The following is a 16,420-nucleotide window of genomic DNA, read 5'->3' as shown; positions in this document are numbered from 1 at the left end:
CAGGCAGGCAGCGATGTCGCAGGCTTCATGCCCGGCCGTGACGAAGATGATGAAACATTGGTGGATGACGGCGGCAGCGAGCCGGTCGAAGCCGCCAAGCCGCTCGCCAATATGGATTGGATCGGCACCGGCGGTGACGCCGCCGGTCTGGTTGGCGAAGCCGCGATCCAGATGCTGGTGAAGCGCCTGCCCAACGCGCCTGGCGTTTACCGCATGATGAATGCGGCGGGCGACGTGCTTTATGTCGGCAAGGCACGCAATCTGAAGAAGCGCGTTACGGCCTATGCGCAGGGCCGCTACCACACCAATCGCATCGGGCGAATGGTTCGCGAAACCGCGAGCATGGAGTTCGTGATTACGCGCACCGAGATCGAGGCGCTTCTGCTTGAAGCGAATCTGATCAAGCGCTTGCGGCCGCGCTTCAATGTTCTGCTTCGCGACGACAAGTCGTTTCCTTATATCATCGTCACCGGCGACCATCCCGCGCCCGGCATCTTCAAGCACCGTGGCGCGCGCTCGCGCAAAGGCGATTATTTCGGACCGTTCGCGTCGGCCGGCGCGGTCGGGCGCACCATCAACGCCCTGCAACGCGCATTTCTGCTGCGCACCTGCACCGACTCGTCTTACGAGAGCCGCACGCGGCCTTGCCTGCTTTACCAGATCAAGCGCTGTTCCGGCCCTTGCACCGGCGAAATCGACGAAGCCGGTTACAAGGCGCTAGTCGGTGAAGCGCGCGACTTCCTGTCGGGTAAGAGCCAGACCGTGAAGGCGCAGATCGCTTCGGCCATGCAGGACGCGTCGGATGATCTCGATTTCGAGCGGGCCGCGATCTATCGCGACCGTTTGAGCGCGCTCAGCCACGTGCAAAGCCATCAGGGAATCAACCCGGCCTCGGTGGAAGAAGCCGACGTGTTCGCCATTCATGGCGAGGGCGGACAAACCTGTATCGAGGTGTTCTTCTTCCGCACCGGTCAGAACTGGGGCAACCGCGCCTATTTCCCCAAGGCCGATCCAACGATCGAGCTCGGCGAAGTGCTGGGTGCGTTCCTGGCGCAGTTCTATGAAGACAAACCCTGCCCGCGCATGCTTCTCCTTTCGCAGGAAGTGGAAGAGCAGCCGCTGCTCGAAGAGGCGCTGTCCACGATGGCAGGCCGCAAAGTGTCCATCTCCGTACCGCAGCGCGGAGAAAAGAAGGAGCTGGTTCAACACGCCCTTCAGAACGCGCGCGAAGCGCTGGGACGGCGGCTCGCCGAAACATCCTCGCAGGCCCGCCTGCTGGAGGGCGTCCAGTCGGTGTTCGGACTTGAGCGCAAGCCGCGCCGCATCGAGGTCTATGACAATTCGCACATCATGGGCACGAGCGCCGTTGGTGCGATGATCGTGGCGGGGCCAGAAGGCTTCATCAAGAATCAGTATCGCAAGTTCAACATCCGCTCGACCGAGATCACGCCCGGAGACGACTTCGGCATGATGCGCGAAGTGATGGAGCGCCGCTTCGGTCGCCTCATCAAGGAAAACGGCATCCCGGACCGTAAAGCCGCGCCCGATCCGTCGGAAGAAGACGAGGCCGTGCCAGCCTGGCCGGACGTGATTCTGATCGATGGTGGCGAGGGCCAGATGACGGCCGTGCGCAAGATCCTCGCCGACCTCGGTATCTCAGATGCGGTGCACGCGATCGGCGTTGCCAAGGGCGTGGATCGCGAAGCGGGACGCGAGCGGTTCATCATGGAAGGGCGGCCGTCATTCACCCTTCCCGTGCGTGATCCCGTTCTTTATTTTTTACAGCGGCTGCGAGACGAAGCGCATCGCTTCGCGATCGGGGCGCATCGCACGCGGCGCAAGAAGGACTTCGTGCGCAATCCGCTCGACGAGGTCGCGGGCATCGGTCCGGGGCGCAAACGTGCGCTTCTGCACCATTTCGGCACGGCCAAGGCTGTCAGCCGGGCGGCTATGGAAGACCTGATGGCCGTCGATGGCATCTCCGAATCAATCGCGCGTACCGTGTACAATCACTTCCACGAGAAGGGCTGAAAGATGCAGCGTTCACCAAAGATGTCGTCCCAGCGCTTGCCCCGGCTCGCAAATTGCCGCATTTGAGCGGCCACGAATGAAGCTTGCGCCAAAGAAGGTTTCGACTCGCACCATGGCAAGCCGCCGGGCTTTCAATATTCCAAACCTTCTGACCTACAGTCGCATCCTGACTGTGCCTCTGATTGTGCTCTGCTTCTTTTTCGAGGGTCGCCTGCAATCGAGCGACCTTGCGCGCTGGTCGGCGCTGTTCCTGTTCATCATGGCCAGCGTCACCGATTACCTCGACGGCTATCTCGCCCGGATTTGGCAGCAGACCTCCAACATCGGCAAGATGCTGGATCCGATTGCCGACAAGCTCCTTGTATCGGCCTGCCTTCTGCTTCTGGCGGCCGAAGGAATCATCGCGGGATGGACGCTGTGGGCTGCCATCATCATCCTGTGTCGAGAGATTTTGGTGTCGGGTTTGCGCGAATATCTGGCTGCGCTGAAGGTCAGCGTGCCGGTAACGCAGCTCGCCAAATGGAAAACGACGCTGCAGATGTTTGCCATTGCCTTTCTGCTGGCAGGCCCGGCCGGAGACAAGCTGCTTCCCTATACGACGCAGATGGGCATCGTCCTGCTCTGGATATCCGCAATTCTCACCCTTTATACGGGCTATGACTATTTTCGAGCAGGCGCCAAACACATCGTCGACGAATAGACCGGTCAAGCTGGTTTATTTCGCCTGGGTTCGCGAGCGCATCGGCGTGCCGCAGGAGGAGATCGCTCTCCCCTCCTCCGTGGTCACCGTGCGCGATCTGCTCCATTGGCTGAAAGAGCGTGGCGAAGGCTACGAGCATGCCCTTCAGTTCCCCGAAGTCATCCGCGTTGCGCTTGACCATGAGCATGCCGAGCATGACGAGCCGCTTGGCGACGCCCGCGAGATAGGCTTGTTTCCACCAATGACCGGAGGCTGATCGGTTATGACGATCAAGCCCGTTATTCGTGTTCAGGCCAACGATTTCGACATTGCCCGGGAGATCGAGCTTGCGACCGCAGGCCATCCCGAAATCGGCGCCGTGGTGACGTTTTCCGGCATCTGCCGCGATGATGGCGGCTCCCTGGCTGCCCTCGAACTCGAGCATTATCCCGGCATGGCAGAGCGGGCGATCAACGAGATCGCGCTCCAGGCAGCCGAGCGCTGGCCGTTGCAGGCCATCACCGCCATTCATCGCTATGGACGCGTTACGCCCGGCGAGAACATCGTGCTGGTGCTGGCTGCGTCCGCTCATCGGCAAGCGGCCTTCGATGGCGCAGCCTTCCTGATGGACTTCCTGAAATCCAAGGCGCCGTTCTGGAAAAAGCTGATTGCGCGCGACGGCAGCGATGGCGGCTGGGTGGATGCCAAGGAAAGCGACGATGAGGCGCTGCAGCGCTGGTCGGCTGCGGAAGGGTTCGAACGCTCATAAAAAAGCCCGGCTCGAAGCCGGGCTTTTTCGTTACCATCAGCCGATAATCAGCCGACGATCTCGGTCTGGGAGAACCAGTAGGCGATTTCCTGGGCAGCGGTTTCGGGAGCATCCGAACCGTGAACCGAGTTTTCGCCGATCGACAAAGCATGCACCTTGCGGATCGTGCCTTCGTCGGCATTGGCCGGGTTGGTCGCGCCCATGACTTCGCGGTTCTTCAGGATGGCGTTTTCGCCTTCCAGAACCTGAACGATCGTCGGACCTGCCGACATGGATTCAACCAGCTCGCCGAAGAACGGACGATCCTTGTGCACGGCGTAGAAGCCTTCGGCTTCGCGACGGCTCATCCAGACGCGACGCGATGCGACGACGCGCAGGCCGGCATCTTCCAGCATCTTGGTGATCGCGCCGGTGAGGTTACGCTTGGTCGCATCCGGCTTGATCATCGAAAAAGTACGCTCTACCGCCATGGTCCTGTTGTCCTGTGCTTGGGGTTCGGGAAGTGGGCGTCCTATACAGAGCGCCCTCCCGGTTGCCAAGCCTGATGGCTAGGCTGCGGCAGGAACGCTTGCGCCGATCCCTTCATGCAGGGCCAGGCAGCGCTCGAACCAGACGGCAACAGGATCGTCACTGGCAAGAAAGCCGTAAGTCGAAACGACGCGCGCCCATTGCAGCGCGCCGAACACGATGTAGTCGCAAAATAAGGGCGTCACACCGCCGATGAAGGGCTGCTCGGCCAATGTACTGCGCAGCGGCGCAAGGCTGGCGCGAAAGGCTTCCAGCTTCTCGTCGCGTCCAACCGGAACCTCTTCCAGCGGCTTGTTGAAGCGGGCTTCGCGGGTCTTGCGGAAATGCGCCTGATCCACAGGCTCCAGGCACTCGTGGATATCCATCAGAACGGCAGAGCCGATGAAAGGATGGATCGTTGCCAGCGACCAGCGCTCGATGAAGCGTGCCATCGATTCCCCGCCTTGTCCGCCGAACAAGGTCGGGCGATCCGGATAGGTGTGTTCGAGGTAAAGGGCTATCGCAAAGGAATCGGATACGACCGTTTCGCCGTCGCGGATCACCGGGATGATCTTCGATGCGCCGCCTTCAACGGCCCGGACCTCGGTGAAGGAAGTCGGCACCGTTTCGTATGACAGGTTCTTGTGCGCCAGCGCCATACGCACTTTCCAGCAATGCGGGCTGAAAGGGCGGGAATGATCCTTGCCGACGAGATCATAAAGCTTAATGGACACCGCAGCACCTCCCGAGACTCAACGAACCGCAACGCTGCATCAGAAAGGCGCGCGATGAAACAGGAATTCCAGATGTTTGCCGCTTACAACAGCTGGGCGAACCGTGCGGTCTATGATTCAGGTGCTGCCTTGTCCGATGATGCATTCACCCGCCAGACCGGCGTATTCTTCGGCTCGTTATGCGGCACACTGAACCACATCCTCGTGGCCGACCGCATTTGGCTGAAGCGCTTCACAGGTCGCGGCGAAGCGCCAACTGCGCTCAACACCATCATCCATCCAAACTTCGCGCCGCTGCGCCTCGCGCGCGAGCACGAAGACAAACGCATCGCGGACTGGATCAATGGTCTGGATGAAGCGGATTTCGCCGGGCGATTCTCTTACACGACGGTGAGTGACATGCGAACGATCAGCCAGCGACTGTCACCAGCACTGTACCACTTCTTCAATCACCAGACACATCACCGTGGCCAAGCGAGTGCAGTTCTGACGATGCTTGGCCAACCGGCGCCAAACCTTGATCTGATTAGCTTTCAACGCAGCGAAGGCCGCGCTTTCGCTTGATACTGCACGAGCCAACAGTCCCCTCTTAAAAGTATACATAAACTATATCACAGAATGAGTGAAACTTTTCCTGTACCCGCTCGTCATTTCATTATGGCTTATAGTTCAAGCCAACAAGCTCGAAGGGAAGGAAAATGGCTATGCGTGCGAAGATCTTCGCTACCTCCGTTTTCGGAGGACTTCTTTTGGTATCCATGAATTATCCGGCAGCCGCTCTGGATGTCGGTGTTGATGTCGGCGGCATCGGTGTCGGCGCTTCCATTGGTGGTGGCGGTATCGGTGCGGGTGCGTCCATCGGCGGCGCAGGCGGCATCGGTGCAGGTGCCGGTATCGGCGGCACTGGCAGCGGCGGCGTGGGCGCAGGTGCCGGCGCTTCGGTTGGCGGCTCCGGTGGTGTCGGCGCCGGTGCGGGTGCTTCTGTTGGCGGCGGTGGTGGCATTGGCGCCGGGGCTGGAGCGTCCGTCGGCGGCTCAGGCGGCGTTGGTGCAGGCGCCGGCGCTTCGGTCGGCGGCGGTAGTGGCGGCGGCATCGGAGCCGGCGCAGGCGCTTCCATTGGCGGCCGTGACGGCGTCGGTGCGGGTGCTGGCGCATCGATTGGAGGGGGCCGCGGTGTTGGTGCAGGCCTTGGAGCTTCGATCGGCGGCCGCAGTGGCGTCGATGCACGCCTCGGCCTCGGCATCGGCGAAAGACGTTCCGGAGGTGGAAGCACGGGTGGCACCGGGGGCACCGGGGGTGGAATCGGCAGCGGCGGCAACAATGGCGGCATCGCCACCAACCCGGTCGACGTGAACCGTCAAGGCACCGGCAATGCCCATAGCACCCCCACGCGAACTGCAACGTCCACGACGCGCACGCGCAATCTTGGCGCACCGTCCGTCAGCAGAGCGAACCGTCAAGGTCGTACGTTGAACCGGAAGAAGACCCTCTGTCTCGACGTGATGACGCATACCGCTCAGTATTCCAGTGAAACCGTGGCAGCTTGCTCACGCTGAACGAAAGCATCCTCCCAGATGCAATGGCCCGCTTCGGCGGGCCGTTTTGCGTTTTCAACCCGAGCCTGTGCTTGCGCAGAGGCGTGCGAGCAGGCAAAAGCCCGCAATGCTTATCATCAACGATCTTTCGCTGCGTATCGCCGGCCGGCTCCTGCTGGATCACGCCTCTCTGACACTGCCGGCAGGTACGAAGGCCGGTCTGGTCGGGCGCAACGGCACCGGCAAGACCACGCTGTTCAAGGCGATCACCGGCGATCTGGCGAGCGAGACAGGCTCGGTCAGCCTGCCCAAAGGCCTGAAGATCGGCCAGGTCGCGCAGGAAGCACCGGGCACGGAAGAGCCGCTGATCGAGATCGTGCTCAAGGCCGACAAGGAACGGCTGGCACTGCTTGAAGAAGCAGAAACCGCTACCGACCCCGGGCGCATTGCCGATATTCAGATCCGGCTGGCCGATATCGACGCCCATTCGGCGGAAGCGCGCGCGTCAACGATCCTTGCGGGCCTCGGCTTCGACCTCGAAGCGCAGCAGCGCCCGGCCTCGTCCTTTTCCGGTGGCTGGCGCATGCGTGTGGCACTCGCCGCCGTTTTGTTCTCGCAGCCCGACCTTCTGCTGCTCGACGAACCGACCAACTATCTCGATCTCGAAGGCACGCTGTGGCTGGAGAACTATGTCTCCAAATACCCGCACACCGTGCTCCTGATCAGCCACGATCGCGATCTGCTCAACCGTGCTGTCAACTCGATCGTCCATCTCGACCAGAAGAAGCTGACCCTGTGGCGCGGCGGCTACGACCAGTTCGAGCGCCAGCGCGGCGAACAAGCCGCCCTTCAGGAAAAGGGCCGCGTGAAGCAGGAAGCAGCGCGCAAGCATATGGAAGACTTCGTGGCGCGCTTCCGCGCCAAGGCTTCCAAGGCGCGCCAGGCGCAGTCACGCCTAAAAGCCTTGGAGCGCATGAAGCCTATCTCGGCGGTGATCGAGGATCAGGTCGCGCCGTTCAACTTCCCCGAGCCTGTCAAAACCGTCGCCTCGCCGATCATCACCATGGGTCAGGGCACTGTCGGATATGCTGAAAACAAGCCGATCCTGAAGAACCTGACGCTGCGCATCGATGCCGACGATCGCATCGCGCTGCTCGGCGCCAACGGCAACGGCAAGTCGACCTTCGCCAAGCTCATATCAGGTCGCCTGCCGCTGCAGTCCGGTACGATCACGATCGCGCCGCAGCTGAAAGTGTCCATCTTCGCCCAGCACCAGTTGGATGATCTCAGGCCGGAAGAAAACGCCATCGAGCATGTGCGTCGTCTGATGCCCGACGCGCCGGAATCGAAGGTGCGCGGTCGCGTCGCCCAGTTCGGTTTGCCGACGGAAAAGATGAACACGCCCGCCAAGGACCTGTCTGGTGGCGAAAAGGCACGTTTGTTGATGGGACTGGCCGTGTTCGACGGGCCGAACCTCTTCATCCTCGACGAGCCGACCAACCATCTGGACATCGACAGCCGCGCCGCCTTGATCGAGGCTTTGAACGATTTCTCCGGCGCCGTGATCATCATCAGCCACGACCGCCACCTGCTGGAAGCCACCGCCGACCGCTTGTGGCTGGTCAAGGATGGCACCGTCGCGCCTTATGACGGCGACTTGGCCGATTATCGTCAACTGGTGACGGGAAGCTCGGGCGATCGCAAGGAAAAGCGCGAGGCCGACAAGGCGAACAAAGCCGACAAGCGGCGCGAGGCAGCCGCGCGTCGTGCAGCGCTTGAGCCACTCGCCAAAGAAATCAAGGCGACGGAAGCTCTGATGGAGCGCACCCGCAAGCGCATCAACGGTATCGAAGAACAGCTCGCCAATCCTGCTTTGTACGACAAGGATCCCGGCGCGGTGACGCAGCTGTCAAAAGAGCGCTCCCAGCTGGAAAATACGCTGGCAGCCAACGAGGAAAAGTGGCTGAACCTGTCGAGCCAGTATGAAGAAGGTCTGGCCGAGTAGTCTCGTCCTAAAGCTCTCTTCGCTCCGGCATCGGGATGGGGGCTGCGGGACTTCATCCGCCGCGGCAAAATAGCGTCAGAAAAGGCTACGCCTTCCGCTCCCAGCGCCGTTCCGGTGTTTGCTGCCAGTAAGTTGCCTGATGCCCCGCCGTCTTGACCTCACGCCAGTGGCGGCGGGCGGTTTCGAGCTGGTGGGCGTCGTGGCCGTCGAACAGGAACACGGCACGTTCATATGAATCGATCGCTGGCGGCTCTGCGGCGTCGACCATAAAGCGAATCTTGGCTTCGTTGCCGTTGTCCTGCGTGGTTGTCAGCAGAATCGGCTGCTCGGCCGCATGCGGATCGCGGTCGCTGCCATGTCCCAGGAACGAGTCATCGCGGAAGGTCCATAGATGCGCGTCGAGCGTATCGCGGCGTTCTTCACTGCCCGATTGCACCACCACCCGCCAGCCGCGCGCGATCGAGCGCTCGAGGAGCGCTGGCAGCGCCTCCTCGAGCGTCGATTCGGTCAGGTGGTAGAACAGGACCTCGGTCATCCCGTCACGCCCGGCTTCAAGCCTCGTAGTTGTCGCGCACCAGACGGTCGAGCAGACGCACGCCGAAGCCGGATGCCCAGGACTGGCTGATGTCGGTTGCCGGCGACCCCATCGCCGTGCCGGCGATATCCAGATGCGCCCAGGGCGTGTCGCCGACGAAGCGCTGCAGGAACTGCGCCGCGGTGATCGCGCCGCCGAAGCGACCGCCGATATTCTTCATGTCGGCATTCTTGGAATCGATCAGCTTGTCGTATTCCGGTCCAAGCGGCATGCGCCACAGCTTTTCGGCCGTCACGAGACCAGCAGCGGTCAGCCGCTCCGACAGTTCATCATTGTTGGAAAACAGACCGGCGTGATGCTGGCCGAGCGCCACCATGATCGCGCCGGTCAGTGTTGCAAGATTGACCATGAAGCGCGGCTTGTAGGTTTCCTTGGCGTACCAGAGCGCATCACAGAGCACGAGGCGGCCTTCGGCATCGGTGTTCAGGACTTCGATCGTCTGACCCGACATGGAGGTGACGATATCGCCGGGGCGCTGCGCGTTGCCGTCCAGCATGTTCTCGACCAGACCTACGATGCCGATGACATTCGCCTTGGCCTTGCGGGCAGCCAGCGCATGCATGAGACCGGTAACGGCGGCGGCACCGCCCATGTCACCCTTCATGTCTTCCATGCCGCCGGCCGGCTTGATGGAAATACCGCCCGAATCGAACACGACGCCCTTGCCGATGAAGGCTACCGGCTGTTCGCCCTCAGCACCGCCGTTCCAGCGCATGATGGCAAGGCGCGGCGGACGCGAGGATCCCTGCGCCACGCCGAGCAACGCGCCCATGCCGAGCTTGGTCATCTCGGTTTCCGTGAGGATCTCGACATCCACGCCCAGTTCGCCGAGCGCCTTGATCTTATCGGCAAATTCGATTGGCCCGAGCATATTGGCGGGCTCGTTAACGAGATCGCGGGCGAGCATCACGCCATCGGCAACAGCCTGAGCAGCCTTGAAGGCTTCCTCCGCCGCAGCCGGATCGGCGCAATGTACGGTGATTGTCGCTGCCTTGTCGGCCGGCTTGTTTTCAGCGTCGTCCGACTTCTTCGTCTTGTACTTGTCGAATGTATAAGAGCGCAGCAGCACGCCTTGCGCCAGGTTCGCGACGTCCACTGCCGACACCGCGTGTTCGGGCACGTCCGCAATCACGGCAATCTCGGTGGAACGGCGCGCTACGGCCATCGCTACGCCGCCGATGCGCGACCAGGCGATCTCATCGAGCTTGTCGGCCTTGCCGGTGCCAATCGCCACCAATCGATCCACCGAAGCGCCTTCGGGTGCGATCACGTCAACGGTGCTGGCCAGCTTGCCTTCGAATTCAGCGATCTCGGCCGCGCGCGTCAAAACGCCCGATGGATCAGATGCCTTTGCGGCGTCGGAAAGGGTCGCGCCCTCGCCTGCCAGAACGAGAACGGTGCCCGACTGCGGTTGATCATCGAGGGAAGCGAAGCGGATGGTGGGACGAAGCGCCATGAAAGTATCCTGCTAGTTGGTCCGCATGAGCGGAAAGAGCATGTCCAGTCAGTGACACCCTGACGCGGCAGTTTCAAGACCGTGGCCTTTCAGCATCGCCTTCGAGCGAACTGCCCTTCAGTCGTCCATCTCCGAAGCGTCATGTCTCACCAAACACGACATCTTTCCCCAGCGTTTCCGCGGTCAACACTTTGTTAACCACCCTTCTTCGCCATTCCTTAGCCATTAGCGCTGCTTCTATGAGCGCTGGACAACCTGTTCGGGGTGGTTAAACACTCCGGCTCAGGGCGAGGTCACAGTGGTTTGGTACAGCAGATGCGTGGGGCGCGCAGTCAGCTGTCTTGTTTAGGACGAACACGACGGAATGAAAGTCGTAGAGCGCTACATCTTGCGGCGTGCGTTTGGCGTGTTCGCTTCAGCGCTGTTCTGGACGCTTGCCATGGTCTGGGTCAGCCAGATTCTGGCGCGCATCAACCTCGTCACGGATAGCGGCCAATCCGCCTTCACCTTCTTCCAGGTGGCAACCATGCTGCTGCCTTCGGTAGTGCCGATCGTGGTGCCTTTCGCGCTGATCATCGGGATCACCCAAACGCTCAGCGCCATGAACCAGGATTCGGAGCTCGTGGTTCTCAGCGCCGCCGGATCCTCACGCCGAACCATCATCCGTCCGATTATCCTGATGGCGCTTCTGGCTAGCGTGTTCGTTTTCATCGTCGACAACGGCCTCAACCCATTGGCCCGCGAGCGCTTCCGTCTGCTGCTTGCCAGCGCCAATGCGGATCTAATTTCGAGCGTCATTCAGGAAGGCTCGTTCAAGCGCGTCGAGGATGGACTCTATGTCCAGATTTCCGAACGTCTTCCGGACGGACGCCTGGGCGGCATCTTCGTTGCCGATTCGCGCGATCCGAAGACCGAGTTGAACTACTACGCAAAGACGGGCGTCGTCGTTGAAGGACAAGGCCAGGACAACCTGCTTCTGATGCAGGACGGGATCATCAGCCGCAAGGCGCCCGAACGCCCAGCTTCGTTGATCCGTTTCGATTCCTACGGCTTCGACCTGTCCGCCTTCGCGCCATCGGACAGGGCGCCCGTGATGTTCCCGAAGGATCGCCCGCTTTCCTATCTGCTCAATCCAGACCCTAACGACGCGGTGCTGATCGAGCGGCCGGATTATTATTCTACCGAGCTCAACACTCGATTCACCGAATGGCTTTATCCGCTTGTTTTCGCTTTGATCGCGATTGCCGCCGCGGGAGACGCTCGCTCGCATCGTGAGGCGCGCCTGCATCCTATGGCAACGGCGATCTTTCTGGCGCTGTTTGTTCGCTGGGCGGGCTTCACGGTCGCAAACAGCGCGGAAGGCAGCCTGCTGTTCTCCGTGTTGATCTACCTTGTGCCGCTGGGCGCTGCGGCTGTCGCCATCGGCTTCATTCGCGCCAACAAGACGCTTGAACTGCCGGTGTCCTGGGTCGAGTCGCTTTCCCACCGCTTTGACCGCCTGCGCACCATGATCACTGGCGCACGCTTGAACAATGCCCAGCCAGGAGGCCGCCCATGATCGGCTTTACGCTCGGCCGTTACTTCTTCATGCGCTATGTGACGATCACCGCCTGGTTCTTCGTTGGCGTGTTTGCGCTGGTTTTTCTCGTCGACTTCACGCAGTTCCAGGATGTCGTGTCCGGATCGTCCAGCTACTCCTTCACCGGCGCGCTCGCGGTTTCTGCCCTGCGCGTGCCGATGGTGATGCAGCAGACCGTTCCCTTCATCGGCTTGTTTTCGGCGATGTTCACGCTTGTGTCGTTGAACCGGAAGTATGAGCTGGTGATCGCACGGTCAGCTGGCATTTCCGCCTGGCAGTTCCTCACGCCGGTGGCGATCGGCGCATTCGTGTTCGGCCTGTTCACAATCATCCTGCTCAACCCATTGGCCGCCTATGGCTTCGCGCAATCACAGGGCATCGAGACCAGCCTGCGCGCCGGCGACACGCAGCGCAGCACGGCGTTCGAAGAGCCTTGGCTACGGCAAAGCTATGAGGGCGTGGACACGATCATCGGCGCCCGCTCCGTGCTGAACAACGGGCTTGAACTGAATGGCGCGAGCTTCTTCCGTTTCGACGCGGATGGTGATTTCAGTGACCGTCTGGATGCAGAGCGCGCTTATCTGCGTGATGGCTATTGGGAACTGCAGGGCATCGAAAGCTTCGCCGACGGCCAGCGCATCGTGTCCACCGACTCGGTTCATATTCCGACCGGTCTGACGCCGGAGTTGGTAGCGCAGCGCGTTGCGCGACCCGAAACCGTTCCCTTCTTCGAATTGCCTGGCAAGATCAGCGTGGCGCGAACCTTTGGTTTGCGGGCGGACGCTTTCGCCATGCAGTTCCATTCCTTGGTAGCGCTGCCGCTGCTGCTGGTGGCGATGACGCTCATCGCTGCAACAGTGTCGATGCGCTTTGCACGGATGGGACAATCCGAGATCATGATTCTGGGTGGCATCCTTGCCGGCTTTCTGCTTTATGTCGTGTCGGTCCTGGTCAAGGCGTTCGGGAGCGCGGGGATCGTTCCCCCCGTCATCGCGGCTTGGGTACCCGTTGTAGTTGCGATGTTTTTCGGGGTGACTTTCTTGCTGCATCGAGAGGACGGCTAGTGCGGGACGCGTCCGTGTCTTCGGCGCGCCTTAAGCGCCTTCTCAGCGCCAGTGCGCTTGGCTGTATCATGGCCGCAACGTCGCTTGCGCTGGCGTCCGCTCAGACGGTGGAAGAGACCGCTGTCCGCGACCGGATTCCGGAAGGCGGGCAGATGCTGCTCGAAGCCGATACGCTGGTTTACGACAACGATGCGCAGACGGTAACAGCCGTCGGCGGCGTTCAGATCGACTACAACAACAATCGTGTTGTGGCGCAGCGTGTTGCTTACAATCGCGCCACCGGTCGCTTGGTTGCTAGCGGCAACGTTCAGGCGATCGATCAAAGCGGCAACATCATTTATTCCGATCGCATCGACGTCACGGACGACTTCCGCGACGGCTTCGTGAATGCGTTGCGCATCGAAACGCCAGACAAGACCTACTTCGCTGCCGAAAGCGCCGAGCGGCGCGACGGCGTGGTGACGACCTTCAACCAGGGCGTTTACACCGCTTGCGAGCCCTGCGAAGAAAAGCCCGAGAAGCCGCCGATCTGGCGCGTCAAGGCGCAGAAGATCATCTGGAACGGCCAGACCAAGGTTGTTCGTTTCGAGCGCGCCCGCTTCGAAATGTTCGGCTTCCCGATCGCCTATCTGCCCGCCTTCGAGGTCGCTGATCCGACGGTTAAACAGAAGAGCGGTTTTCTGTTCCCTACCTTCGGCTACAAGGACGAACTCGGCTTCAGTGCGGCCGTTCCGTACTATGTTGCCCTCAATCCGAGCTACGATCTGACCATTACGCCGCGCGGCTACACGCGTCAGGGCTTCATGGGCGAGGCCGAATGGCGCCAGCGTTTTGAAAATGGCGCGTTCAACCTTCGGGTGGCCGGCATCAACCAGGCCAATCCCGATGCGTTCGACGAAAACACAGTCGACCGTGACGAGAAGTTCCGCGGCGCAGTGACAACCTCGGGTGCGTTCCGCATCAATCCGCGCTGGACCTTCGGTTGGGACGTTCTTGCGCAGACCGACAAGAACTTTGCCTACACCTACGGCCTTGATCGCTATGCGAGCTACGTGCACCGTTCGGAAGTCTACCTGACCGGCTTGAACGATCGGAACTACTTCGACCTTCGGGCCATGAAGTTCCAGGTTCAGGAAGATGTTTTGAACTCCGATCCGGACTCGGTCTCGCAAAAGCAGCCGTGGGTTCTGCCGAGCTTCGATTATTCGGTTACCCCCGATACGCCTGTGGCTGGCGGCGAATTGTCGATCGACATCAACGTGCAGAACATCTCGCGTGATCGGCTGGCGATCGACGACTACCCGCATTTCCCGGGTATCGTACCAAACATCATCGACGGCCAGAACATCCGCGGCATCGACGGCAACACGGGTCGCGCCACAGCGCAGGCCGAGTGGCGCCGCACGCTGATCACGCCTGGCGGATTGGCGTTGACGCCACTGTTGCAAGTGCGCGGCGACGGCATCTATACAAGCTTCGAAGACAACACGATTGCCGCCATCGAGGCGCAGTCGGCGGCGTCCGATATCCGTGACCAGTATTGGCGCGGAATGGCAACGGCTGGCCTCGAAGCTCGCTATCCCGTGCTTTTCACGATGGCCAGTTCTTCGCACGTGATCGAGCCGATGGCGCAGTTGTTGGTTCGTCCGGATGAGCGCTACGCCGGAACGCTGGGTATCCCCAACGAAGACGCCCAAAGCCTTGTATTCGACGCGACCTCCTTGTTCGAAACCGACAAGTTCTCCGGCTATGACCGTGTTGAAGGCGGTACACGCGCCAATCTCGGCGTCCGCTATTCCGGAACGTTCAGCAATGGCTGGACAACCAATGCAATCATCGGCCAATCCTACCACCTGGCTGGCTTGAACTCCTATTCGACTGCCGATCTCGTCAGCGCCGGCGCCTATTCCGGTCTCGAAACCGATCGATCGGATTACGTCGCACAGTTCGGCATCGGCAGCCCGCTCGGCTTCTCGGGTGCGATCGGTGGACGGTTTGACGAAGACTCGTTCGAGATGCGTCGTGGCGAGGTCAAGCTCGGCTATACGACCGCGCCGTTGACGGTGACGGCGCAATACGCCTTCATCCAGAAGCAGCCGCTTTACGGCTTTGCCGAAGACCGTCACGAAGTCACAGTCGGCGCTCGCGCCAAGGTGGCCGAGAACTGGTCCGTATTCGGATCGGCGATCTACGATTTCCAGTCGGAAGTGGTGGTGCGTGATTCCATCGGCTTCGCTTACGACGATGAGTGCTTCACCTTTGCACTCGCTTTGAACGAGACCCGTGAAATCGACAATCCTGATGATGTGGAACGTGGCGTCGGCTTCAATCTGACCTTCCGCACCATCGGCGATTTCGGCAAGGTCAATCGCGGCGGTCTCAACTAGCCGCCGAGCGCCTTTGTCCAAGCGGTTGCAGGAACCGCTTGATCAAGGTTAAGAGAGGGCCGAACGCAGTCATCGTTTTGCCGCTTTGAACCGGCACGAGCGCGGTTAACAAGCGCGATCCAGACCCAAGAGGCCCACTTCATGACGCCTTTCATCAAGAAGCTAGCCGCTCCTCTTTTTGCGGTTGCCCTGCTTTCGGCAGCAGCACCCCTCGCCTTTACCGTGCCGGCACAGGCAAGCGAAGTCAGGTACATCGTCAACAAGCAGGCGATCACCAGCTACGACATAGACCGGCGCGCCGCCTTCTTGCGGCTGCAGAAGCGCAATCCGAGCGAAGCTGGCACCGACATGGTGGATCAGGTTCTGCGCAGCCAGGAATTGGCGCGCATCAAGGTCAATGTCACCGATACGCAGCTCGACGACTCCTACAAGCGCTTTGCTGAATCCAACAAGCTAAGCCCTGCGCAGATGGATGAGATCCTAAACAAGGCTGGCGTCACAAAAGCGCATTTCCGCGAATATATGCGGGTCCAGATGGGCTGGGGCCAGGCTCTTGGCATGCGTGCGCGGTCGGAAAACCGCTTGAGCGAACAGGATGTCGTTCAGCGCATGATGAAGGAAGGCCGCAAGCCTTCGGCCACCGAATATCTCCTGCAGCAGGTGATCTTCGTGGTGCCGGCTGCGGATCGCAGCTCAATTCTCGGCAAGCGCAAGCGCGAAGCCGAGGCCATGCGCGCGCGCTTCAACGGCTGCGACAGCACACGTACATTCGCCAAGGGCTTGATCGACGTCACCGTTCGCGATCTCGGCCGTGTTCTTGAGCCAGAACTGCCGACCGAATGGGCCGATCAGATCAAGACCACGAAAGCCGGCGGGGCGACGGGCGTCAAGGAAACCGCTCGCGGCATCGAATTCATCGGCGTTTGCTCTCAGCGCGAAGTGTCGAACGATCGCGTCGCACGCATGGTCTTTGGCGCAGAAGACGCCGACAAGAGCGAAGGTGCCGCGGAACTCAGCAAGAAGTATACCGAAGAGCTTCACAAGCGCGGGCAGATCGTCAAGCGTTAGGCCTGTGGTCT

At 60.9% G+C, this 16,420-nt stretch carries 15 protein-coding genes; 11 read left to right on the top strand and 4 right to left on the bottom strand.

Annotation, left to right across the window (positions count from 1 at the left end):
* Positions 1–27: 27 nt before the first annotated feature.
* The 4 genes from uvrC to JYU29_RS04810 all read left to right on the top strand — a co-directional run bounded on the left by uvrC (position 28) and on the right by JYU29_RS04810 (position 3,479).
* Positions 28–2,031: an excinuclease ABC subunit UvrC gene (gene uvrC / locus JYU29_RS04825; RefSeq protein WP_213984269.1), complete on the top strand. Its 2,004-nt coding sequence runs from the start codon at positions 28–30 to the stop codon at positions 2,029–2,031.
* Between the two features lie 112 nt (positions 2,032–2,143).
* Positions 2,144–2,731, top strand: a complete 588-nt coding sequence (gene pgsA, locus JYU29_RS04820; RefSeq protein ID WP_213983588.1) for a CDP-diacylglycerol--glycerol-3-phosphate 3-phosphatidyltransferase — start codon at positions 2,144–2,146, stop codon at positions 2,729–2,731.
* A complete protein-coding gene (gene moaD / locus JYU29_RS04815; protein ID WP_213983587.1) occupies positions 2,688–2,987 on the top strand; it encodes a molybdopterin converting factor subunit 1 in 300 nt (99 codons plus the stop codon). Before pgsA ends, moaD begins: the two co-directional genes overlap by 44 nt.
* A 6-nt stretch (positions 2,988–2,993) precedes the next feature.
* A complete protein-coding gene (locus JYU29_RS04810; RefSeq protein WP_213983586.1) occupies positions 2,994–3,479 on the top strand; it encodes a molybdenum cofactor biosynthesis protein MoaE in 486 nt (161 codons plus the stop codon).
* Between the two features lie 47 nt (positions 3,480–3,526).
* Here JYU29_RS04810 and ndk read toward each other — a convergent pair whose 3' ends face one another.
* Both ndk and JYU29_RS04800 read right to left on the bottom strand, forming a co-directional pair.
* A complete protein-coding gene (ndk, locus tag JYU29_RS04805; RefSeq protein ID WP_213983585.1) occupies positions 3,527–3,949 on the bottom strand; it encodes a nucleoside-diphosphate kinase in 423 nt (140 codons plus the stop codon).
* A gap of 78 nt (positions 3,950–4,027) precedes the next feature.
* The gene (locus tag JYU29_RS04800; RefSeq protein WP_213983584.1) at positions 4,028–4,720 is read right to left on the bottom strand and encodes a glutathione S-transferase family protein; all 693 of its coding nucleotides are present in this window, start codon (positions 4,718–4,720) and stop codon (positions 4,028–4,030) included.
* A 54-nt stretch (positions 4,721–4,774) separates the two neighbouring features.
* On the opposite strand from JYU29_RS04800, the gene JYU29_RS04795 reads away from it, so the two are divergent.
* The 3 genes from JYU29_RS04795 to JYU29_RS04785 all read left to right on the top strand — a co-directional run bounded on the left by JYU29_RS04795 (position 4,775) and on the right by JYU29_RS04785 (position 8,260).
* Positions 4,775–5,284, top strand: a complete 510-nt coding sequence (locus JYU29_RS04795) for a DinB family protein (RefSeq protein ID WP_213984268.1) — start codon at positions 4,775–4,777, stop codon at positions 5,282–5,284.
* Positions 5,285–5,424: 140 nt separating this feature from the next.
* Positions 5,425–6,276 carry a hypothetical protein gene (locus JYU29_RS04790; protein WP_213983583.1) on the top strand — a complete coding sequence of 284 codons (852 nt, stop codon included), beginning with the start codon at positions 5,425–5,427 and terminating at the stop codon, positions 6,274–6,276.
* Between the two features lie 106 nt (positions 6,277–6,382).
* Positions 6,383–8,260: an ABC-F family ATP-binding cassette domain-containing protein gene (locus JYU29_RS04785; RefSeq protein ID WP_213983582.1), complete on the top strand. Its 1,878-nt coding sequence runs from the start codon at positions 6,383–6,385 to the stop codon at positions 8,258–8,260.
* An 85-nt stretch (positions 8,261–8,345) separates the two neighbouring features.
* On the opposite strand, the gene JYU29_RS04780 is transcribed toward JYU29_RS04785, so the two are convergent.
* Together JYU29_RS04780 and JYU29_RS04775 are read right to left on the bottom strand one after the other, a co-directional pair.
* Positions 8,346–8,795, bottom strand: a complete 450-nt coding sequence (locus tag JYU29_RS04780; RefSeq protein WP_213983581.1) for a DNA polymerase III subunit chi — start codon at positions 8,793–8,795, stop codon at positions 8,346–8,348.
* A 16-nt stretch (positions 8,796–8,811) separates the two neighbouring features.
* The gene (locus JYU29_RS04775; protein ID WP_213983580.1) at positions 8,812–10,311 is read right to left on the bottom strand and encodes a leucyl aminopeptidase; all 1,500 of its coding nucleotides are present in this window, start codon (positions 10,309–10,311) and stop codon (positions 8,812–8,814) included.
* A 364-nt stretch (positions 10,312–10,675) separates the two neighbouring features.
* Between JYU29_RS04775 and lptF the strand changes: the two genes are divergently transcribed.
* The 4 genes from lptF to JYU29_RS04755 all read left to right on the top strand — a co-directional run bounded on the left by lptF (position 10,676) and on the right by JYU29_RS04755 (position 16,409).
* Positions 10,676–11,869, top strand: coding sequence for an LPS export ABC transporter permease LptF (gene lptF, locus JYU29_RS04770; protein ID WP_213983579.1), 1,194 nt, complete (start codon positions 10,676–10,678; stop codon positions 11,867–11,869).
* Entirely contained in the window at positions 11,866–12,954 is a 1,089-nt protein-coding gene (gene lptG / locus JYU29_RS04765) for an LPS export ABC transporter permease LptG (protein ID WP_213983578.1), read from the top strand. The genes lptF and lptG overlap by 4 nt, the downstream gene beginning before the upstream one ends.
* Before the next feature lie 68 nt (positions 12,955–13,022).
* Positions 13,023–15,341 (top strand): LPS-assembly protein LptD, encoded by a 2,319-nt coding sequence (locus tag JYU29_RS04760; RefSeq protein WP_213984267.1) that lies wholly within the window; start codon positions 13,023–13,025, stop codon positions 15,339–15,341.
* 141 nt (positions 15,342–15,482) lie between these two features.
* The gene (locus JYU29_RS04755) at positions 15,483–16,409 is read left to right on the top strand and encodes a SurA N-terminal domain-containing protein (protein ID WP_213983577.1); all 927 of its coding nucleotides are present in this window, start codon (positions 15,483–15,485) and stop codon (positions 16,407–16,409) included.
* Positions 16,410–16,420: the final 11 nt, after the last annotated feature.

Source organism: Tianweitania aestuarii, assembly GCF_018457165.1.
GTDB lineage: Bacteria > Pseudomonadota > Alphaproteobacteria > Rhizobiales > Rhizobiaceae > Tianweitania > Tianweitania aestuarii.
The sequence above is the reverse complement of the archived record's forward strand: the minus strand, read 5'-3'. Positions and strand labels throughout refer to the sequence as shown.